The sequence below is a fragment of the Gammaproteobacteria bacterium genome, from assembly GCA_013816845.1.
In the GTDB taxonomy this organism is placed as follows: Bacteria; Pseudomonadota; Gammaproteobacteria; order DSM-16500; family DSM-16500; genus Aquicella.
Map to the genome: position 1 here is coordinate 50,036 of JACDDU010000006.1, position 24,175 is coordinate 74,210.

The following is a 24,175-nucleotide window of genomic DNA, read 5'->3' on the forward strand; positions in this document are numbered from 1 at the left end:
AAATCATCGTCACCGAGCAATTTCTTAGGAATCTAGCCCTTTTCTGAAAAGCAATCTAAACGAGTGCATATCACGTAAAACTGTTATTAGATGATTTACATCGGTACTTAACAAAGAGCTTCACTCAAATTCCACCTCAAAATTTGCTATGACTAGCGATAAACTGTCCTCTGAATCAATACCCCGAATAATAGCCGTTCAAATAAGAACTTAACTATAATCTAAATGAACTACCTTCAATTAGACGACCCTTCCCTGCCCATCATTGCTTATGCTAGTATGCCCGGCAATATAATACATCATAGTTTGTCATTATTTTATAATAAAAACGAGAAAGCAATGAACAGCCATCACTATATTTGTAACACACTCTCCACTGAACCCAAATTAACTTTTGATCAAAAAAAAGCATTGCATAGTTTGACTCAACTTCAACCCTATGGGTATACCGCTTTGCAACTAAGCGCTTGGCAAGGAATGTTTTATGAAGAACATGAGGAGGCACTCATATATTTGAGTAAAAAAGGTCTTTCTTCTGAGCAGGCTATTGAGATAGTTAGTAATTTAAGTATTGACGAAGCTCAGGGAATTGCTGAGGGACTTGCCCGAAATGATGTTTTACAACTAAACGCTAATCAAATAAAGTCATTGAGCGCGCTTCAAGATTATGGCTTAACAGTAGAACACCTACGAAACTGCCAACTGCCAAAAGGCTTGCAATTTGGCCCGGCTCATCAACAAGCTTTATGTTTTTTGATCAAAGAAAAACAAATGAATCCTGAAGTTGCAATTGCAGAAATAAATCAACTGGGCTCTGATGGAGCTTATGCAATCGCAACCGGTTTATGTCGCAGTCAAGTGCTGGGACTTAATCGGTATCAACATAAAACTCTACTAAAGTTACAACAATACGGACTTACTGCAGAACATTTGCGAAGTTGGCAGCTTCCTTCGGACGAAAAGGAATTTTATAATGGTCATAAGGATGCGCTAATTTATCTTCTTCAAGTACGAAATCTTAGTCCTGAAAATGCCATTAAAGAAATAAATGCAGTCACTTCAGGTCAGGCAGCAGGAATCGCCAAAGGTCTGATGCGCACTGAGGTCATAGGATTACAGGAAGAACAAGTTAATTCACTGATTGATTTACGTGAAAAAGGCTTCTCTGAATTCCCTGCTGAACATCTTAAACAGTGGCAAGGAGCCTATTTTTCAACTTCTCATAAAAACGCTCTGATCAATTTAGTTGAAAAACGTCATTACAAATCAGCTGCTGCTGTCGCTGAAATTAATAATCTTAATGAATTTGAGGCGAGATCAATTGCAGAAAATAATCTTACTAGGGATGAAGTACTTGGATTTAATGGATGGCAAATAAGGTTATTAGCACGACTAAAAAATAAGGGATTTACTTATTCCCATATGCGTAGTTGGCAAGCACCCAATGAAAGCGAACATTTTCTAGCTGGCTTAAATGATGCTGTAATTTATTTAATTAAAAAAGGCATGAAGGCAGAAGACGTTATTTCAGAGATAAATGGATTAACTAATAACCAGGCAGCAAGACTTGTTAAAGGGGAAACTCGTGAACAGATATTAAATTGCGCATCATCTCTTAGACCTTAGGTGAACTACAATTAGATGGATTTATTAAAAATACCGATAAGAAGACATTCAAGATATTTTTAACAAGAAAATAAAAATGGGATTCACAGAGAATCTATACTGAATTAATTGACGACGCACTTAAACAGCAGAAATGAAACGTGAGATCGTACGGGTCAAATTATTGCTATTAAAAATAAATAAAAGAAATATTTTTAGCGCGACGCTCGGTGATTATTTTTAACGAATTAATTTGATTTGTTATTTCAATGATCATTTTTGCTGTTTTCTGTCTTATTAAAGAATAATCGAACTGGCTTTGGAGATAAGCATCATCCTTACTTTTTTTTAGCTAGTAAACCGACAGCAGCAATGCGCTCAACGTTTCTGTAATCTGGTTGGGTTAGTTCTTCTCCAAAAATATCGCAATCGATTTCTTCGTATTCATAATGTGTAACATCCTTATCAAGTAGGGACTTTATTTGTTGAAAGAAAATATCTTTTCCTTGAACAATACAAGTTCCTGTATATAAAGCCAGAACTCCACCAGGCTCAAGGTAAGTGAGCGCTGACTGAACCATATGCACCGACAATTGCGATCCATATTGCGCTCCACCATGTCGGTAGCTCCGTTGATTTGGATCGATTATAAAGGGGGGATTAGCCACAATAAGATCGGCTCCTTTAGGAATATCATCAAGCAAATGACTTAATATTACTTCTACATGATCTAGTTGATTGAGGGCGGTATTAATCAAAGCATAATTTAAAGCTGTTGGATTAATGTCCCCCAAGTATAGCTTCTTTACTTGATTCTGAATATTTTGATTAAGTAAATTAGTTAAAACTATTCCACCGGTACCAGGTCCACAGCCTAAATCAACAATGATCTTTGCCGCATTAATTTTGTTTTTTAAAAATCTTATGAAGCGGTAAGTATCCGGCCCAAAAAAGACAGCATCACTTTCAGATGTCGGATAGGAAGAATGTAGAAATAAATTATCATCGACAGTTGAAAATCGTATCTTACTTTGGAGATAAAGACCCATTTCGATTGCAACTTTTGCTTTTGAAATAAGTGATAGAAGAGAGAGAGGAATATTTTCTTTGAGTACAGGTAAATTCCACCCAAAAAAGTCTTTTAAAATTTGATCGGTAGAATTACTACCCTTTTCGTTGTGATTACTTTTTCGCGCCAGCACGATGCGATGTGATTCAGGGGTTATTGTCGTAAATTGATAATGAATACCTTTAAGATAATGACCTATTTCTAATAGCGCATTTTGGACTGCAACGTTTTTTTCGTCACGACATGGGTTATATGTTTTATTTTCTTTTTCGATTGAATCATGTTCCATCACATTTCCTATCTTAATAAAGTGGAGATAACAGTCTTTCCATAACCTTTGTTTACCGATTCTGAAATGAAGCGTTTCTACTTGCCCATCAATTTATAATAAAAATTAAGTTACTTGCCTTTAGTAAGATTAATTATTAAAGGACGACTGAACATTCAACCATACCGCCTTCAGCTAACCTTATAATAATCGTTGTTATCTTAAAATTAAATTTAGATGATCTTTTCTGAATGAAAAGCATCTTTTCCTACTTGTGATTCTAAAATACCAATTTCTTCAGCTAAAGAAATAATTTGGGTATAATCTCGGGCTGGCTCCAGCATTGATTTCGCGTCAAAAATCAGTTTCTTAAAATCTTTACATTTAATTTGTAGCAAAGCACTTTCCCAAGCTTCCATTTCCCTATCAAAAAACCATTTTAATGGAAGAGGAAATATTTTGGAGAAATAATTTTTTTGTTTTAAATTTAATTTATTAAATATGTTTTTGGCAATCTCTTTAAAAATCTTTCTGTGCGCCAATTCATCCTTTCGATGAAGCATCGTGACCATTTGATTAAAAGGTTGTATCTGGTTTGAATGACTAAGTACATCCAAATAGTCGCCGATATAAACTTCTGACACAATGGCGAACACTAAATTAATAAGAATTTTTTGCCATGATTCAGTAGCGTTATTTTGTAATTTGTTTTTTTCTAAAATAAGATTAAAAAGAGGGGGATTAATTTTAAAACCTCTTTTTTGTTCAGTAAATTGATTAGCTTTTATTATTAAATAAATATGATAGGCTTCATCCGTCAATGTTTCTGTCGCAAGAAGTAAAATCGCTTCATTATCCGTAACCGATGACCCCTCTTTAATAATATCTAAACAACTTCCCATTACTATTTTAGATTCTATTTGGATGGTTTTAAAATTATAAAGCAACCACCCACACGTTAATATTTTTGATTTTACAGAAGGCGATAAAGCTTGATAATGGGCGCTATGCGAAAAAGGTAATAGTGCACTGATAAAATCTTCATGCTTTTCTTCCCAAAAAGGAAGAAGCTCTTCTTTTTTAACTTGTGCGCGTTTCGACCATGACGCTGTTAATTTCTTTAATAAAAGTGAATGATTGGAATCCATATAAAACTCTCAGCTTATCCTTTCTTGACTGGAAATATTGTAACATATATTTTAAGCATTTTATGACGCCTGATATTAATTAGAGTGTAGTTGAACACGGCGACACGTTAACCATTGGGCAACTTATTAATCCAATCATTACTCCTACCTCATTTTCCTTATCATGGCTTTAATGAAAATGCATAATCAAATATTTGAGTTTAAATTCGCGCGCAATAATGTTTATAGAAACGATAGGATGATTTTTATTTTACCGATTGATAGAATTATTACGCAGAGTCTTTCTCAAAAAATTTAAATTTCACGCCATCACCACAAGCCTGTTTAAAGCACGCATGTTTTTGGATTTTAAATAATGGTTCCTTCGTCTTATCGGTAAAAATGCTCCTCGCGTTAAATCTTTGAATGAAATTAATTTTTGTCAAATCAGGCATCATTTGAGTGCTTAACTACGGCAAAACTTGGCATATTTTTTAATTCTCCTCGCTAGTTTTGCGTGGCCCCAGCTACGCAGTTCGTTATAATAAAATGAATAGCTAAGGAGAGCGCGAAACATGCCTCACCCAGTGATTATTGTGGATCCTGTTTCCTCAGGATCTGACCTAGCCCCGGCGTTTGCTGCTAGGGGCGTTCCTGTTATAGCAATCCGTTCATCTAAATATGTGGACTCAGGCGATGTGGGATACGCGGAAGGTATTCGGGCTGCAAACTTTTTGGCGATTTATGATGATGGACCAGAATTAGTAGATGATCTACGTGCACTTGAGCCATGCGCGGTTATTGCCGGTTCTGAGGCGGGAGTTGAGCTTGCAGATAAACTGAGCTTTGCACTTACGCCGAAGTTTGCCAATGTACCCTCCTTCGCGCGCGCCAGACGACATAAGGGTGAAATGCAAAGAGCACTTCAAAAGGCTGGTCTTCCTGTCATTCGCACGCTTAACACAGCAAGCATGGCGGAGGTTTCTGATTGGTTAATTAAAGAGAATTTAACCCATGCTGCGCTCGTGCTCAAACCGCCTGCCTCTGCAGGCTCTGATAAAGTATTTCATATCCGGGCGGGTGAAGATTGGAAGCGACCTTTTGATCATATTCTATCTACGCCCACTTCGCTTTTAGGGAAAATAAGTGAAACGGTCATTATTCAAGAACAAATAACTGGAATTGAATATGCTGTAGATACCGTAAGTGCATCTGGAAAACATGTGCTCACAGACTTAATTCGCTATAAGAAAACTTCCGCACAAGAACGAATGACAGTCTATGATTATACGGAATTCGTGAATTTCGATCCCTCTCAGCATACTGAATTATTAAACTATGCAAAGCAGGCATTAGATGCGCTAGGCATCCGGTGGGGAGCAGCCCATAGTGAAATTATGCTGACCCAAGCTGGCCCCCGGCTAATTGAAACAGGGGCGCGTATGTGTGGAGGACCGGTTTTAGAATTAGCCCGTGCCGCCACGGGTAGTAACCAACTTGAAAGAGTTGTTGAAGCCTACTTAGATGGCGAAATACGCACACAACGTTTCACGTTTAGGCAAACCGTTCTTAATGTATTTTTAATCTCGCCCCTATCAGGCACGCTTCGAAATACTGAAGTATTAGATACGCTCCATAAACTACCTACACATTTGTCGACTCTGATGTGGCTAAGGAATGGTGATCATGTTGAGCGCACCGTTGATTTTGACACGACACTCGGTATTGTCTCACTTGCAGGGAATCGCGATGCAGTTTTTACGGATTATCCTAAGGTTCGGGAAGTTGAGAAAAAACTTATTATTGAACCAGCATAACCATGATGAACCCTACGATCATCATTGCCAGAAATTTTCTCCTTACTGTTGTCTACTTAAGATGAAAGATGATGATGAAAAAATTACCAAGTTATTTAACCTTTAATAAGAAAATTTATCCGTGGAAATCAACAATCGATTATCGGATACATCCACACGCTTATCGGGTCGGTAAAGGTGAGCAAGGGGTTTTGTTATGTGAACCCTATAAAAGTGAAATAGGTCCCCACTGGCGATTTAAAACCCCTGAAATTGCTTTAAAAAGTAGTAAAAAAATTTTAGCCTTATTTAGAGCTTACCTTAAGAAAAAAGAATTTGTGGGGGCGGACATGGCCAGAAAATATTTACAAATGGGTTATACGCGGGCTCGCCGATATGCAAATTATGCAGGAGGCGTAAAGTATAACAAAAAAAAGAATTATAAATTATTAAAAAAAGGAACGGGGGATCCGCTTAAAATTGAATCTGCGCAAATATTTTATACAGCTTGGCAAGTAGCTGAGCAAACCGCTCTGTATAAAAAAATGAAGCGTGAATGGCGCCATCAATTTGGCTAAAAATTAAGCTCATGTCGTGCGGCGTATTTTTTTTGCGTTTCGGTTCTCTCCCCCTCTGAAGTTTTAATTTATATTCTTTCAACCGTGTCTGTCGCTAAGATTAATTTTAAGTTGGCATAACAATAGGAGAAAATCCGTAAGCTTAAAATGTAATCAATTTACCAGCATAAATAATAGCCATCCAATTTTCATTAGATAAAATGCTTAATTTTTTTGCGAGTCATGAAAGTTTTCGAAACCTATTACATCAAATAAAAAATTGTCTCCAAAGGTTTCCATGAAATGTAGGATTTGTTTTTTACTTTTTATATAAAATAAATCCAAATAAAATTATAATGCTGAAAATTGTGTATTAGAAACTTCCAAATAATAAAAATAACTGAGTGAGTTGCAATGAGAGCCGATCTTCAGAAAAAACTAGTAGCGCTTGGATTAATAAGTGATGAAAAAACAAATACCGTCGATGTCTATTCTTGGCAAAATACCCATGCTAGCCGCTTAGATGTACCACGCTTTATCCATCAACAACCCCATTGGCGCACGACCCAACCAAGTGGGGCCACAAATTACAAAAAAATCATACTCAATTCATATTATTTCTTGCCGCCTATGCACCAAGGAGATTGGAACTTACTCAGCTTTTTATATAACGAAGGATTTGAAGTGTATGTGCGACTTGCACCTGGTGAATTTGCGCAAATTAAAAAAGAGGATGCAAAAGCAGTAAATTTCAAACCTTGTCTTAATTATGATTTGCAAAATGAATTACTAAGCCAAGGTGAAGATATTAAGCAATATGTGATCATAGATGAATTAAAACGCCAAAATTTATGGAATGAATTAAAGCATTTTATTATTTTGATTAGCTACAATGGATCGAGTGCGCCTGATCAATTAACCCTCCAAAGAGAAGGATATGGATGTGAACTTAATTTGAGTGATGAAAATATTAACACAATTTTACAAATTTCTGAAAAATTCAATACTATTTTGTGTAGAACAGCACGCTATCATTTCACATGGGTTAATCATTTTTCAGAGGAGGATTTAAAAGAATTATTAGAAACTGTACGCGATAAAAAAGATAACGCAGGCTTACTTGCAGAAAAATTTGCAACAAACTTAAAATCATTACGGGTCAATGATTATTACCCTACAGTTGTAGACGTTTCATTATTCAAGAATTTGGAACAACTTAGCCTAGACATGCCAAAGCTTAAAGAAATCATCGGGCTTGATGTTTTGCAAAACCTAAATGAGTTGGTGATTGACTGTGACAGCTTAAAGAATCTGGATCTAAGTCAGCTAAAGAATTTAACCAAATTAACTATAAACGGATGTGCAAATGAAGAACTCGACAATATTTTTCAAGCCTGTACGCAATTAAAATCTTTAAGTATTCGTTCCTGCAATTTTTTAAAAGAACTTAATTTATCGAAATTTAATCATTTAAAAGATTTGACATTAGAGCACTGCCATTCCCTAAGTAAAATTACTGGTTTTGAAAATTTATCACAATTAGAAAATTTAAAAATTGTGGGTGATACCAGTCAAATTAATTTTACCCCTTTGAAAAGCTTAAAAAATGCCTATATTGATTGGGATTGTGGGTTAGCAAAAGAGCACGTGACAAAAGGAATCGACAATTGCATTAATTTAGAAGAATTAACATTTAGCAAAAGCGGGCTCACCGGAATTTCAATATCAACAACGGTTACTTTTATTGCTAAAAATTTAACTAAATTAAAAAAACTTAAATGTAAAAATATAAACATGACGGTCATGGATCTCAACGATTGCACAGATCTACAATCACTTACAATTGATTCTGCACCACTTCTACCACATTTAAAATTGGAAAAAAATTGTCAACTTCAAGAATTAATAGTAAAAGATTGTGAGAAGTTAACAGCAATTGAAGGATTGCAAAATTGCTCAGAATTACAAAACGTACAATTAGAGAACTGTGGAAATTTGCAAAAGTCTGAGGGATTAAATTCGTCCCATTTGGCATCAGATGCATCTTCTGATTATGATTCTACTTCTCTTTGGAATGAATTGTCCTATTACCATTTCAATTATACGCATCCTACGCACTCGGATCTGGAACTTCCGATAACCATTTGTGAGCCTGAGACGATGGAGGATAACATTGGTGAGTCATCCAATTCTTCCTCCATGCCCTTATCTGGCTCTTCAGTCCATAACAATGTAAAAAAGATCAATATACCGAGTAAAAATCTTGGTCTCGATGCGGATACTTATACTTCACCCACGAAAGAAAATCGTACGCTACAAATCTTCGAAAACTTATCTCACCCGGGCGTTGACCCTTCTACAGCTGCCTATCGTGCGAGAATTTACGACCAATTTGAAGTAAGCGATGATGATGTCATTAGTTTAAAACCTGGGGATGCTTTTAAAGACTTAAGACCCGTGGATTTGCCCAAGGACAAAAAGCCAATGGGTGATATTTATCATGGTATAACTACAACACGTTTAAAACCAAATGAATCCCTGGTATTGAATGGGCTGTCTTCTCAAGATCAATTAATCGATATTTCTGAAAGTGAAAAGCTAAATCTCTCTTATTGTGACAACACGGACCAATTTGTTATTAGCATCAAACCAGGCCAGCACTTAGCATCTATTTATTTACATTATCTCATAACAAAAGATAAGGAATATGAGCAATCTAAGATTTTACACGCAGTTGATGATGATCATTGTCCAAAACTACCTCCCAAGTTACATCAAGCTATATTAAAATTTATAAATCGAAATCTGTATTTACCTATAGTACAGAAGTTAATAAAAGCAAAAACTAAAGAAGATAGATTAAATATCATTATCAATTATTGTCGCAATGAATTTGCTAATAAAGAACTTGACGATAACAAAAATAATAAAATTTCGGGGTTAATTGAAGTCATCAAAGAAGGCCGTGGCTCTTGTCGACACCGTAGCGCAGCTGCCATGGCGCTTTGCCATTATTTTAAAATACCGGCCCGCATCAATAAAAATTCATGTCATGAATTTATTGAAGTACCCATCATAAATAATAATAAAACCGTATGGCATGGCATTGATGTTGGTGGTAGTGCCACAAAACTAAAAGTAGAGAAAAACAATTTTCTTAATAAAGCGTTAATACCAGGCAATTTGGCTATCCCGAAAAAAGCGACCGACCTTCCAAAAGAAAAAGGTAATGGTGAACATTTAAAATTCAATGAAAAGGTCTGGTTGGGTGATCATAATAGTTCTAGCAAGGAACCGAATAAACCTACGATTGAAGAAGCCATGCCATTACATGATTACCATGCATATTTCTGGGATAATAATGCTTGGGTTAATGGAGTGCATAATTTTGATGAATTCAGTGACAAAATAATCAATCATGAAAAACCAACTTTGCTTAGAACAAAACAAAAAAATGATGCATGGCATTGGCACACTGCATTTTATGATTATTTACGAAAAAATCATCAGCAAAGTACCTACATTGATAATCCAGATGAACTCAAATCATTATTTGAAACGATTAAAATTGAAAACGGTGAAGAAACCACCATCGATGGTCCCTTAAAGAAAATGATCACGCAAGGATCTGGAACCAATATTGTTAATTGGACCAAATTCGATCCAACGCAAAGAGTGATTTATAAAAGTATGATGGATCAACCGCCCACCCTCCATGGACAATCTATTGCCTCGAATATTCATTTAGTCGGGTTACTGCCTGAATCGATTGAAGCGAATGATGTGTTTGTTTCGCGTAGTGATGAAGTTAACATTCCCAATCAGATCACAACCCCAAACGCATCCTCTTTTCCAAAACGTGAATGGTTAAGTGAAGAATCATTTTTAGATAAGAATATAAAACCTGTTAATTTATATCATAGTTCAGATTGGGCAAAGTTTTTAGTTGAAGATCTCAGTATTGATGGTGATCAACTTATCTCAAAGTCCGGTCCCCTAGTCGCAGCGATGAAAGAAGGCAAACCCATCATTATTCAAAATGCGCCTTTTAATGATGAATCTTTTTGCCGCTTTTGGCATCAGCTTACGACAGAAGATAAAATTTTAGTTAATGGTGAAGAAATTACTTATCAGCCGGGTTTTAAAGTGTATTTGGAAAATAACTCCTTCCAACCACAGCCCGCAACTGTAGTAATGGATACGGAAATCAATGCTACGGGTAAGCGCTATTATATTAGTCCAGAAACATTTAATTATCTTTTTGAAATACAATATGTTGATCAAGATAAACGTATTCGTAGTAATCAAAAAACATGGCTGCAAGAGTACGAAAACGGTGACCAATTTATTTTAACAAGTGATTTGTCTCAAGATCAATGGCAACGCATTTACGACACCTTAACCGAACTCGATATTAAAAAGGCTACTCGCTTTCACTTCTATCAATCTCCACAAAATAATATAGAAAATACAGAAATAATTGAATCCCTGAATCAGTGGATTAAGCAAGCTAATCTAAAAAAAGAAAACGCACTTGTAGAAACGAATGACATTCATTTCACTACAAAAATTTTGCAAACCGAATTACAACTCGCAAATGAAAACATTTTTTACATTTCTGATGAAAATTTATGGGCTAATTTTATTGAAAATATCACCCTATTCCGTCTTAACAAAAAAATCCGTGCCGAAGACACATGTCTTCCCCTCTTAAACAAATTAATCAAGGGAGAGACTGTTATTTTATGTGGAGAATTAACTAAAAATGAATTTAGTGCGATACAAACATTATTTTATACTCCACCTTTTCTTTTTATCAATGGTGAGCGTCGATTAATTACGGGTAAGCTTATTGTCGTCAGTCCTCCAAACTTACTTATCAATGATGTAAGAAAATACAAGTTCAATGCCCAATTGGCTGATTACACACAGCAATTGAAAACTGAAGTGAAGGACATTAATACTGCTTTGCTAGATAAAGTTGAAACGTTTTTAGCAATGAGTTCAACGCTTGAGACTAAAAATGCCAAATATCCCGATCCGAATACCTATGGCTATGAAAAAATTAAATCAATTTATGATTATTGCTTAACGCCTACAGAATCTGAAAATCCGATCAAGTCAATTTTAACTTATCATTATCGTCATGATAGCGAGCACTATGCTTTTTTAAATGTCTTAGCAAAATTAATTTTTTCAAAATCAAATGAGACATTCGTACGTGTAGAAAAACTTAAAACACTTCTTGCGCAAGTTAAAAGTGAGCAAGATTTTGATCGGTATTTTTGGCGAATTGTAAATTGTCTTAGTCCAACGATTCTGCTTAGCTGTTTTAGTTCAAGTGCTGATCTAAATGGAAAAACATCAGACGGTGTTCCCAAAGTAACTGAAGCTGTCAAAAAGAAAATTAGCGCTATCGTTCAATTTAGCCCCGATGCTAGTCCAGCTTTATTTAAACCACACCATCATAATCGTTACGACAAGCAATTAAATAGATTAATGAAAGCATTGGAAAATAGAAATAACAAAATAATACTTTTATTGGGTGATTCAGGCACGGGCAAAACATATACTGCAAAACTCGTTGCAAAGCAATTAGGCATTCCTTTATGCGTTGGAGAAGATTCGATTAAGCGCTGGTTATCCCATCCTGAGGAAGGAAATTTATTATTATTAGATGAAGTAAATTTTGCTAAATTAGGTAAATGGGAATTTTTACGCGGGCTTGAGAAGGGTTTGGTGTATTATGACCATGAATACTATCCCATAACGACGCAGCAAGTCATTGGCACTGGAAATAGTCTGCATTACTCATTGCGGAATTTCCATCCTGTTCTATGGGATAAAGCCCATGTCATTTGGTTTGCTCCCTTTCAATGTGAATTTATCCAAACGCAAATAAAAAAATATTTGCAAGCTGCGAATCCTTTGGCTTTGCCTAACGAAGCGAATGAAATGGATTTAATCTATAAATTAATTATTCAAAGTTATCTCTATCTACAAAGTAGTAAACAACATGCAGCAGAAATCACATTGCGTGACATTGAAAATATTTGTACGCGCATCACCCTGCTGCAAAAATATACCATGGGATTGTCGTGGCGAGATCATACATTACAAGCTATATATGATGAAATGTCTGGAATCTTCTTAAATGTGGCTGCGCAAAAAGAATTTAAAAATTATTTAGTTTCTCTTGGGGGTTCTTGGCAAGAACCCATACCCCATCAGTTGCCACAAGATAAAAATGTGATTATCCCACCGGCTAAATACCATATTTGGCGATTGATAGAGAATGATTTGCAATTGCGCCAGTTACGGATAAATAAAAAAACAAATTTTTTAGGAAAGTTGGGTCCCTTGATTGAAGGTCCATCTGGTATTGGCAAATCAACTTTGTACATGACTGCATTAGAACAAGCAGGATTACGTCGTGATGCGACCGACACACAAATGAAGTATATTCAAATTACTGCCGGCAGTTTAAATGATGAGAAAGAATTACTTGAAGCTTTCCATGGTGGAAGTGCAGTGATATTGGATGAATTAAATGCGAATCCAAAATTGGAAACATTGCTAAATCAGCTGCTGACGGGCGTTGATTTAAAAAATCAACCCGCAACAAAACCTGGTTTTACCGTCTTTGCTTCACAGAATCCACCGCAATATGATGGTTGTAAAGTTTCATCACGTGCCATCGTTAATCGCTTACACAAGATAACCATGGATAATTACACTTTCAACGACTTTGAATATATTGCTAAAGCGGCTGGCCATCCAGAACCAACGCAATTCACCAAAGATTATTTTGATGAACACAAGAAACACCCTAGCCTCAATGCACGTAACTTTTTCTATGGCCTTAAACGCTGTTTGAAGGACCTCCAAAATGATTTGCTTTCTCATGATGCGATGGAAATTGAAACAATGGTCATGCAGCGCTCGGAGATGAGCGCGTCGCTATTGCAAGATAATAGAGAGGCAAAGCAGTTAAAAATCTAAATTAACTTGTGATTTAACGGATCCACTTACATTTCATGGATGATCAAATAATAAATGATGTATGAGTATCGGCTACCGGTACTCTTGAATCAGGAAAAAAGATGCTTCGCGATAAAGCTACAAAATACGTGATTCAATAAGATGAATAATATGTAATAAATGGAGATTGAGTTAAATTAATAAAGCACAAGAAGAATTAGCGTTAGAAAAAAACTAAACGCAATTTTGATTTTGTAGACAGGGTTGAGCCAGCACTGATCATAAATCACCTACCTACCTATTTGATCTAGAGAGCATAAAATGTATGTTTTCAAATAAGGCTATCTACTTAATTATGGTTGCGTTTATAGTCATAACCTACCCGTCCTTATAATGGGACATTTATACATTAACTATTATCAAATTACAAAATTGCCTTGAGGCATCTACACTTTACTTAAGTAATATGAGACATCATCATTAATTCTTTCAACAATAGCTTTACTAAAATCATCCGAACCCCCAATTCAATAATTAATAAAAACCATGATTTCTTATAGCACGTTTGAATTCATTGATTTTTCCGTATCGATTTCCATGTTGTCAAAATCTATAGCATTTTTTTCTTTTGCACCTGCAGATCCATTATTCTTTGCCAACGCTGGGAACAAGCTAAAGAAAGTTAAGTTCTTATTTTTATCTAGAAACTGTTTTTTTAAGAATTCTCTGGTATCAAAGATAAACCCTTTTAAATTTTGGGTGACGTTTTTATCAAAGATATTCGTTAAATGCGCAATAATAGTTTTTCTGTCAGAATGCTGGGATAGATTAATTAAAATTTGACGCTGTTTTAGGGCAAACGTACGATTATGTGTGCTCGAACATTTCTGTTCGAGGTGTGCATGCACTAATTCATGGGCGATAGCGTCTAAAAATTTATTATAATAATTAAGATTTATGCCACGATGTTGTTCAAAATCACGCATGATGCAGTTCGTAATACTCTGACTATCATTTAGCGCATAAACGTTCCAATAGATAGTACCAGTATCAGTATTAGTATGGAGCAGATCACCGGATCTTGCCGTTGAAAATCCAAATTTCATGTTTTTAAAACCCATACATTCGGCCATATAAACAGACATTTCAAGCAATGCTTGCCACACGGGCGCTTCCACTAAATACGCTGGCAGCCAATCAATTGCGGGAAAATTATCGAGAGTCAATGCAAAATTGCTTTGATATTTTTTGGCGACCAACGAATTTTCATATCGATGGGCAAATTCTTGCAAACAAAATGGCATTGTTTCTAATTCTGGGAATTTAAGATGAATGATATAATATTGCGCTAGGTCATTTAAAGAATAAGCATCTTGTTTATTCTCCATACTAGTCAAAAATTGATTCTCTTTTTTCGCTTTAAAGAGCGGTAGATAAGTCATTAATTCATGTAAGTTAGCGATAGATTGATATTTATCGTAATGTTGGAGAGGTTTATTATTTTTAATATTTTCCGCATCTTGTTTTAAATCAGGATTTAGCATTTCCATATTTTTTATATAAAGTTCAAAATATTCAAAAAAGTCATAAGGTAATTCTGTTAATGCGATATGCTCTTGCATAAACAATTGAACATAACCATCAATATAGGCTCTTATAAGAAACGGTTTAAGAAACTCATAAACATGGTCAGCATCAATGACTTCTGTTCTTTCACGGTTTAATGGAATTTTTTTCGGCAAATCAATAATCAATCCTTTAAGACGTACGATATTTCGTATTTCTTCAGGTATAAATTGATCTAAATCATTGATAGGACGAACTGATAATCCCCCCACCGTAATCATATCTTCAACGGACTGACATAATGTTAGTTTCCCGATCTCGGGGATATCAATGGCTGCAATTATTTTCAAGTCATGGTTGATTGGCTTATCGTTTAAGGTAATGGTTGCTACAGCGGCATTAACAGTTCTTGCATGCATCTTAAAAGTACGATGGTGACGTGAAGCTTCTAACGTAGGCTTAGTGCTTCGATCAATACGCTCAATCGTTACACCCTCAAAATGACCAGGCATTATATCCCAAGTTATGTCAATATCAACAATCTTATTATCTTGATAGATTGGCCGAAATTCAAAACAATAGATTTCACCATTGCCTTTACCGCTTTTAAGTCTTATCAATTCAGCTTGATGATAAACGGTAAAAGCTCCTACTCCATGACCACCAATGAATCGTTGATGTTTATCGCTACGTTTCGAAGACGTACCAACCAGTCCAAAATAATAGAAAATGTCTTGCAGACTCATCCCCATGCCTTTATTTTCCATCCGAAAGACGCAATGATTATTTTCTCGATATAAATGCACGGGGATGTTTGCATCATCTCCCTTCAATGAATGAGCAGCATAAGCATCTAAAGCGTTTTGTAATAACTCACGTTCATACAAGTGTTTATTAGGATCGGACTGATGATATATCGCATGCTGTAACAAGCGTAATGGATACGATTTATCCGCATAATTACCCCATTTATTCACTTCCTTGATAAACTCAGCCGGATCTTTTAACAATTCTAAAATACGGTCATTAAATTGAAACGCCGTCATAAAATTGAGTAATGAAACTTGAGATTGCTTGATCAAAGGTTCAAAACAAGGTGATTGCAGAGCAGATAATAATTGATTTTCTGGATACATCAGATAATAGCATAATTGGCCAGATACACTGGGCATTTCATCAATCAGCGTTTTCCGAATCATAAAGTCTTTTGTGAATTCAAGTTCATACTGGTCGTTGCTTAGTCTAGTATAAAATTCTGCAAGTGTATTGACACCGTAACATTCGACGATATCAATAAGTTTTTGCGCAATAGGTTCGACTAATTGCTCGTGAGTTATTTTTAAAACTAAATCAAAGGTTTTTAAAACCAAATTGCGGTCGGCAGACGATAATGTTTCACAAAAATTAATAATCGTTTCATATTCACGGCCCCATTCCAGATTCAATGTAGGCGTATATAAAAAACAATCTATATATGGAGCAATTTTTTTGAAATATTCTTGTGGCCAATCAATAAATCGTAAGCACTGACTGTATTGATAAGTCTCTAAATTAAGTTGGTTTAAAAATCGAAGATTATCAAAAGTACTTTTCTTACTTAGTTGCTCTTTAGAAAGCGGCATCAGGATGGGTCGAAATTGCATGTTTTCCGGTTTATTTAATAGCACCATGTGGTTTCGAAGTAACTCATTATATTCAGGCACTGTCTCATTAAAAAAAGAATAACCGGCTCGAGTGAGTAAACCATTCGTTTTTCCCCAACCTTGGGTAATTAAATCATTAGCTTTTCCCGAATAAGTAGAATTACATCTCTGCAACACGCCCCTTTCTATCTGACCATACGGTGTATATAACCTACTTGTCTCGGGATCTCTGCTATTAAAAGAATAAAATCCATCTTCTTTCTGACTATCAATAAAAGATAATTTTTTATCAGCATGAACTTCGTTACCCTTCAAATCATAGATTTTATAATAAGTATCTTCTTCTTTTAAGGAAACGCTAATTAATTGCTCTGTTGCGGTTGTCAAAATACTGGCATACCTAACTGGCGGGCAATCAATTTTACAACCATTTGGAAGAAAAACTTCACCCTCTCCATAAAAGCCATAACCTTCTGATGTTTTATAAATATGAACATCCTTACCGGTGATAATATGTTTGCCTGTTACGTCAAAAATAGAAGTTTTGGTTTTTTTATTTCCTCCAATGCCCCATGAACTTTCTGAGTCAGCGAGGAGAGCGTCTTTATCAGGATATTCAAAATAATAATGATTGTCATATTTATAAATGGAGGTGAGTTTAGGATCAAAATTGATCGGTAAAGGGATAATTGATAGACTTTCCGGATCAAGAATCGCAACTTGATTGTTATATAAAATCAAAATCGGCTGTGGGTTATATAATCTTTGTAAACTGACTTTATTATATTCATCCGATGAGTAATAACTATTTTTTGATTTATTAATATATGGCGTTATAAATTTAAAATGCGCGTTATCTACCAAACCATTTTCTTTTTCGTTTAAAAAAGTCAGCGTACTATTATTATCATTTGTATTGATGATCGCAGATACTGGATACCCGATTGTTTGTTGTGAATCGTAAAGATGACAGCTTATCGTATTGGCCGAACAGTTAATTTGAATGAAATTCACTTCGCCTGATTTATCTATAATTGATACATTGTAATGATTTTCGTCTACTGTTTGGCAATCAAAATACATCACTTCATCACGAAGATGAGAGTTAATTTCAGCAATAACTTTGCCAGACAATGTTGTTAGTATTAAGGGCGTGACAGATTTGTCACCTGCAAAGAAAAAATCATGCTCCCGTTTTTTTTGCCCCAATAGAAAACCATGCTGAGATAAAATTTTCCCATAGTCTTTTAGAACAAATTTATTTGTATTAATATCAATTAAATTGATTATTTCACCACAGCTCTTTCTTGCTAGAAGAGAACTATCAGGGATGACTTCCCATGATGCATTTTTGTTAGATAATTTAGTTATGAGTCCATTAACTTTGTGATATAAATAGTGCTTAATCCTGAAACCATCAGACTTCATGATGTCGTAATAGTTGCCATCGATTGGCTTTACAACCATATAATTGCAGCTCATTGATGCATCAACGATTTCCCCTTTACCATTTATAAGATCATAGGTTCCTAATTGATTTTCTAGAGCAAATAATTCATTGTCATTAATCGTCAGATCCAAATCCAGGCTGTAAGCTTCTTCGTGCTCTTCGTAATCATTAAAAAGTTGAAGTAATTTCGACTTAACTATTTTCCATTTTGAATCTCTTAAAATCTGAAAATGTTCATCATAAATCATATGTTTACTATTAACTTGCGTATCATAATAATAGCGTTTTTCTTTGTAACGAAAGGCTAGCAAAGGACCTGTGATATTGTTAAAAAAGGTAGATTTACTGTGAGTAATATATTTTGGCATAGGATAAATGCTAATTAATGATTTTGCTTTGGCTAAAATAGCCTCAGCATCAGTATGCGCATTTAATATTAGTTGGGTCGCTTCTTCTCCATATAACCATAACAAACCATGTTGTTGATAAAGATTATGAAATGGATGGTTTATTAAATCCTTGTTATAGACAATTTCATTACATTGCTTATCAGATTGCTCAATACTTCTGACACAAAGTTCAGCGTTAATTTCGTTAGGGGGATATTTAAAAATTAATGCTAAGAGTTCTAAGTTATGTTCTTTTTTTAATTTTTGATAATACTTTTTATCAACAACCACCCAATTCTCTTTTTTATCAAAAATAAATGGTGTTTCTTCATTATAGTTAATGAGATCTGCGACATAAATTTTCGTTTTATCATGATTGAACTCTGACGCGAGATAGGCTACACGTTTTATCCAGTCGACTGGCAATAAACTTGGATGCAAAGGAATGATATTTCCAGTGACTAAAGGCTTATAAAATGGTGTGTCTGGGACACTAAGATTCGAGGCTAATTTTTCATTGACAATATGTAGAAGATAATCAAATACATTATCTTTTGATTGTAAGGAATTATTTGTGGTTTGAATTTCTGCAACCAAAGGCGCAATCGTATTTGCATACAAAACCCATGCCGGATATTCCATGTTTCGCAATTCTGCGATTTTTTGGCGTATTGTTTCCCGTGTTGCATCATGATCTAAAATAATCTTATCACGTGATTCAGAAATCGTTGTACCATGTAATAAATCCCAAATAACTTTTGTCGTAAAACTATCATTGGATTGGTTGATACGCTGTATACGAATGTTATTAATGCAGATAGCAGCTTGGTGATGATTATCTTCCGGAACAAATATTTGGCCATTAATTGAAAGAGGAATTTTTAAATCATCGCCAATATTTTCTTTGAGAATTGCTTCATAATCTTTCGCTGTAATCTCAGTGGAGTTGACTTTTGTAACAGTTCCACACGATTGGATGGAATCATCTGCTTCAACTGCAATTTGTAAGGTGCCTTCTACTAATCGATATTCCAAGCGACAACCTATTTGTCCCGGAGCGCGTGTTTCAACGATGACCGATGCATTCGGATCATTTAAATGAGCAAGCTTGGTAAAACTGCCAATTCCAAATCGACCAATTTGTTTTTCAGAATTATTTTTAGTTGTCGCTTTCGGTGGTAAATATTTAGTGCAGACTATTTCTGGTGACATGCCTTGCCCATTAACTTCCCTGACTTCGTAGTAACCATTCCGAATAATGCAATGAATAGCATCAGGATGCGCATCAATCGAATTGCTAACCTCTTCAACAATTGAACGATTACGTTTTTGATTTTGGCTATAAATATCACCCTCCAGCGATTGATCATTTGCTGGATGAAATTGCTTTAACCACTGATCTATTTCATTCTCGAAATCATCGGAGCGAAGAAGTTTCTCAAAATCTTTAGGCGTAAATCTATTTTCTTTGGGTTGTAAAATATCTAGTGTGACAAATGTAATCATTTTACTTAAAGGAATGAATTTTTTAGAGGTTTGATTTGGCATGGATTTTTTCTTTTTTGTAGAATTATTATATTTATTTTTTTAACTTGCCAAAATTAACACATTCTTCAGGTTAGATCGAATATTTTTGGTTTAAATTGAAACTACTGGTTAACTTATAAACAATATAAGTAGTAAAAAATGTGTTTCGGAAAGTTAGTCTTCGCGCCTATATTTCATAACCATAAATTTAGCAGAATAATTTACAACTCCCTGGAAAACTATCTCTTCGAAATTGTTAAATTTCAAATACTTAATAAAAAGGTCAGCATCATTTAAGCGGACTTGCGATAATATTATAAGCTCTATGTTCTTTTTCTTTCGTAAAATTTAGTCATATTTGTCTGTGATAGGAGACTAGCAATGGATGCTATAAAATATTTGCGACAAGAACATGCCCAGTTTCGCCGAGTCCTGAAGGAAATTAGCAAATTATCTGACAAAGAAAAACAGAAAACAAAATTTAATAAATTTTGTAGCGACCTCATACGTCATGAAACGGTCGAAGAAAAAGTTTTTTATCCGGTTTTACGTAAACATAAAGAGTTGCGAGATATCATAAAGCATCTCGTTTCAGAGGAAAAAAGTGCGGCCAAAGCCATTCGACAATTTAAAAAAGTATATTTCGAATTCATGTGGAAATTAAGATTTGCCAAACTCAAACATGATGTTGATCATCACGCGAAAGAAGAAGAGCAAGAATTATTCCCTAAAGTTCGCAAACTTTATAGCAAAGCTGAGTTAAATAAATTGGGTGTTTTAATGAGGAAATATAAATCAAAATTAAAGTAGAGCTGTTGAATTTAACCGCGGGTAGTAAACGTTGACTTCAATGATTATCAACGTTTTCAAATCGTTGATTGCAGTTTTTTCTTAACCTACAACCTTTTGCCGAATTAGGATTTTTTCTCGAACAGTTTAAAGATCAATTTCAAGTAGACAAGCAAATATTAAATATCTTAGAAAAATGAAACCTAATAGCGTTCATTACTTAGAACGCAGTAAACGTGAATCCGGAAAGCTAGTTAAACGATGGAATCTTGTTATACCAAAAGCCATTATTAACCGTGCCTGGGAAGAACCTATTAATGAACATGTCTAAAGAAACATTACAACATGAATCAAAATCAACAGGCTTTAAAATTGAGCATCTTGAAAAAGTTTATATTTTAATGGATTTATTATCTGATTTTCGACTTTTCCTCAATTAAAAAATAGAATTGTTTTAAAAGGAGAAACTAGAGTGTACTTACGAACTTTTACGTCCATTTTTCCGCATCTACAATTCGATGCACAATACTATTTATGAACGCCCAATAATGAGTTTGCTGTTTCTTATGTTTAGGAAGCAATTTTGCATCCTCGGACATATTAGTCATAATAATAAGCCCATTACCGGCTTTCATGCTCCCAATCAATTTATTTCGATAACCTTCATTTTGACCATCATGCATAAAGTACGTACCACGAGCTGCAGGATTACCGTATTTGTCACTGATAAAAAAACCAAGTGCCATTGTTTCATCGATACTTGGCTCAATCATTAATTTGGCTGCATCGATCGAAAGAATACTATTTTTATTCCCTCGAAGTGATTCTTGCAAACCAATCGTAAACTTTGCTAAATCAGTTGACGTTGTCCATAATCCAGCTGCTGCTAATTCAATATAAGTATGTGGCCCACCTTTAACTATTTGTCCATTAGGTCTATAAGGCATTGCTACTTTTTCGATGAATGAGTTTGGTAGTGGTTGTACAAATGTACTATTACTCATCCCGAGAGGGATGAGCACTAGTTCGTTCATAACTTCAGGGAATGGTTTTTTGTAAACATCGATAAGGGCTTGTTGAATAATACTATATCCCCCTCCTGAGTATTTAAAATGCTTCCCTGGGGTGGTGAGAACGCGAACAGGTTCTGAGTTTACTTTAGTTCCTCCTTGCAACACTTCTAACAAGGTGGGAGCTTCGGCTCCTTTTTGATAACCATAAAACCCAGGCACATTGATGCCAGCACTATGGTTTAATAACCTTCGTAAGGTTACTTTGTTTGTTCTTGTCCATTTATTTTCAGACACTTTCCAAGCAACCAAATAGTCATTTATGTTTTCATCTAATCTAATTTTATGTTGCTCAACAGCTTTCAAACCAGCTAATGCCGTTACCGGCTTACTAATCGATGCAGCTTGGAATAAAGTAGAAGCATTAACTGCTTTTTTTGTTTGCTTATTTGTTATACCAAAGCCTTCCGTCCATACGATTTTATAGTCTCTAACTAGAGCAATGCTAATTCCTGGAACATTAAATTTTTTTTTCTCTTTTTCAAGCCATATCTTGAAATTTGCATCAGGAAAAATATCAGCCAGGCAAATCAATGGAATATTTATATGAGTCATAAAAACGATCGCACCCACTAATTTTAAATATTTCAATTTATCCACCTCCAGTTATATCGATGGCGGGCTATTGACTACCCAATCGATCTCATTATCTCAGCAGTCATGAATTGGTACACTAATTATGTTTAGGAGCCTAAGAGTCAAATTGCGCCTTGGTCCAACTCTAGCCTGATAGAATTCTTCTATAAACATCACTATTTCAATTTCATTCTTTAATTTTACATCCACTTCAGCCTGCTATAACAAGTTGGATCAAGGCGCAATTTGACCCCAAAGACCCTAAAGACACATTTCAAAACTTGAATTTCTGGCATTATTAACCCAGCCAGGAGAAATAGAAATGAAAAAATCACGATTTACTGAACACCCAATTATTGCTATTTTAAAAGAAGCTTTCAGGCCTAAAAGTACAAGATATTTTGTCGTAATCATGGAATAAGCAGTGCAACGTATTATCAATGGAAGTCTCAATTCGGTGGGATGGAAGCATTCGATATTAAAAAACTGCGAGATTTAGGGATAGATTAAAGAAGAACTTGCCACGTTATCGCTAAGCGATAGACGTTTACAAAAACGAGCATAAAATGGTAACTCAGTTAAGTCATAATCCAACAGATAGCATTCCTGTAGCATGCAATGGAGCTGCAGAAACTAAAGCAGCTTATAGATTCTTTGGGCACTTAATGGCGACATTAACTCTCCTATTCGCTTTATCTGGATCAGATGTATATGCAAAACAATTACACGTTCGAATGACAACTCAAGCTGATTCTAAGTGGCAGCATATCCTTGTTTTTGTATCCAACGACGTGCATTCCTCTGTCGGTATGCCTTCAAATAAAACGCAAGCCAGTACAATTACCGAGATCCTAACCAAGCTTAAGGATCCTAAGGCATTTACTCGGGTGATGTCATCCATTTTGCTAAGCAAACATAGCACCGCGAAAATGATGTTAAATAAAAGTGAGAGAGCCACTTTATTAGCGCTATGTTGTTATGAATACAGTCGACAAAAAAAGTTAGAATTTCCACTAACCTGGAAAACAGTAAAAGAAGAAGTTGGTGAAACGGATTATATGAATATTTTTTTGGATCCTATTGCATATTTCTCAGAATTTCCTGCATATCAAATTTATTCAAATAAATCAGATAAGTTTTGGTTTGTTCAGACGGTGGGCCGTGGCGCCCATAACGCTGATTATCTCGTTTGGTCCATTGAAAAGATAAACCCAAAATCATTCGCTATACAGCTCTTAACTATTAATAAAATAAAATCTTTAACGTCCCTACAAATTTATAAATAAATTCCGCATCGATATTTTCTAAAGCACGTAAATACTCGAATGAAGCATAGTGCTTGGAAGAAAGCTCGAAAAAAGCCTTCTGGGAAAATGAATTCTGTGGTTAAGATTTAATAAGTAGGAAGGTTAACTATTACCGGGTTTATTAAAAATCTAATAATATAATTTGCTGCAACGTTTCAGAAAATTTTTGGAGGGTTTAGGAAATAAGTTAGTTATCAATTAGTTACTAATTTATGCTGACCTTAGCTTGAAATGAAATATTTCGGTTGAGGGCATTCAAGATAAGTTGATTAAACTGGGTGGGTAAGATCATAAATGACTAGGATAATGTGGCAGTATTCGACGCCTATATTTTATTTCAACTCTTACGGTTAAAGTCTGGGTTCTTATCAGAAGTACTCCAAGGCTTCAAATTGACAAAGCCTTGGAGAATCATTATTCCTAGGGTTCGATTATTGCCCCAAAACGTACTATTG

General features: G+C 35.1%; 11 protein-coding genes. 7 read left to right on the plus strand and 4 right to left on the minus strand.

Features of this window, described 5'->3' with window-relative positions; translation table 11 throughout:
- Positions 1-477: 477 nt before the first annotated feature.
- Positions 478-1,626: a hypothetical protein gene (locus H0W64_11145; GenBank protein MBA3662279.1), complete on the plus strand. Its 1,149-nt coding sequence runs from the start codon at positions 478-480 to the stop codon at positions 1,624-1,626.
- A 317-nt stretch (positions 1,627-1,943) separates the two neighbouring features.
- Here H0W64_11145 and H0W64_11150 read toward each other — a convergent pair whose 3' ends face one another.
- Together H0W64_11150 and H0W64_11155 are read right to left on the minus strand one after the other, a co-directional pair.
- Positions 1,944-2,963, minus strand: a complete 1,020-nt coding sequence (locus H0W64_11150) for a class I SAM-dependent methyltransferase (GenBank protein MBA3662280.1) — start codon at positions 2,961-2,963, stop codon at positions 1,944-1,946.
- A 212-nt stretch (positions 2,964-3,175) separates the two neighbouring features.
- The gene (locus H0W64_11155) at positions 3,176-4,090 is read right to left on the minus strand and encodes a diiron oxygenase (protein ID MBA3662281.1); all 915 of its coding nucleotides are present in this window, start codon (positions 4,088-4,090) and stop codon (positions 3,176-3,178) included.
- A 554-nt stretch (positions 4,091-4,644) separates the two neighbouring features.
- On the opposite strand from H0W64_11155, the gene H0W64_11160 reads away from it, so the two are divergent.
- The 3 genes from H0W64_11160 to H0W64_11170 all read left to right on the plus strand — a co-directional run bounded on the left by H0W64_11160 (position 4,645) and on the right by H0W64_11170 (position 13,424).
- A complete protein-coding gene (locus tag H0W64_11160; protein MBA3662282.1) occupies positions 4,645-5,886 on the plus strand; it encodes an ATP-grasp domain-containing protein in 1,242 nt (413 codons plus the stop codon).
- Positions 5,887-5,960: 74 nt separating this feature from the next.
- Complete coding sequence (locus tag H0W64_11165) at positions 5,961-6,443, plus strand: DUF4385 domain-containing protein (GenBank protein ID MBA3662283.1); 483 nt, start codon at positions 5,961-5,963, stop codon at positions 6,441-6,443.
- A gap of 393 nt (positions 6,444-6,836) precedes the next feature.
- Positions 6,837-13,424: a hypothetical protein gene (locus H0W64_11170; protein MBA3662284.1), complete on the plus strand. Its 6,588-nt coding sequence runs from the start codon at positions 6,837-6,839 to the stop codon at positions 13,422-13,424.
- A gap of 533 nt (positions 13,425-13,957) precedes the next feature.
- Here the strand turns inward: H0W64_11170 and H0W64_11175 are convergent.
- Positions 13,958-19,999, minus strand: a complete 6,042-nt coding sequence (locus H0W64_11175; protein ID MBA3662285.1) for an ATP-binding protein — start codon at positions 19,997-19,999, stop codon at positions 13,958-13,960.
- A gap of 360 nt (positions 20,000-20,359) precedes the next feature.
- Between H0W64_11175 and H0W64_11180 the strand changes: the two genes are divergently transcribed.
- Positions 20,360-20,788, plus strand: coding sequence for a hemerythrin domain-containing protein (locus tag H0W64_11180; GenBank protein ID MBA3662286.1), 429 nt, complete (start codon positions 20,360-20,362; stop codon positions 20,786-20,788).
- 467 nt (positions 20,789-21,255) lie between these two features.
- Here the strand turns inward: H0W64_11180 and H0W64_11185 are convergent, their stop codons facing one another.
- A complete protein-coding gene (locus tag H0W64_11185) occupies positions 21,256-22,428 on the minus strand; it encodes a beta-lactamase family protein (protein ID MBA3662287.1) in 1,173 nt (390 codons plus the stop codon).
- A 381-nt stretch (positions 22,429-22,809) separates the two neighbouring features.
- Between H0W64_11185 and H0W64_11190 the strand changes: the two genes are divergently transcribed.
- Both H0W64_11190 and H0W64_11195 read left to right on the plus strand, forming a co-directional pair.
- On the plus strand, positions 22,810-22,923 hold the full coding sequence (locus H0W64_11190) for a transposase (protein MBA3662288.1): 114 nt from the start codon (positions 22,810-22,812) through the stop codon (positions 22,921-22,923).
- Positions 22,924-22,979: 56 nt separating this feature from the next.
- The gene (locus tag H0W64_11195; protein MBA3662289.1) at positions 22,980-23,699 is read left to right on the plus strand and encodes a hypothetical protein; all 720 of its coding nucleotides are present in this window, start codon (positions 22,980-22,982) and stop codon (positions 23,697-23,699) included.
- Positions 23,700-24,175 lie beyond the last annotated feature (476 nt).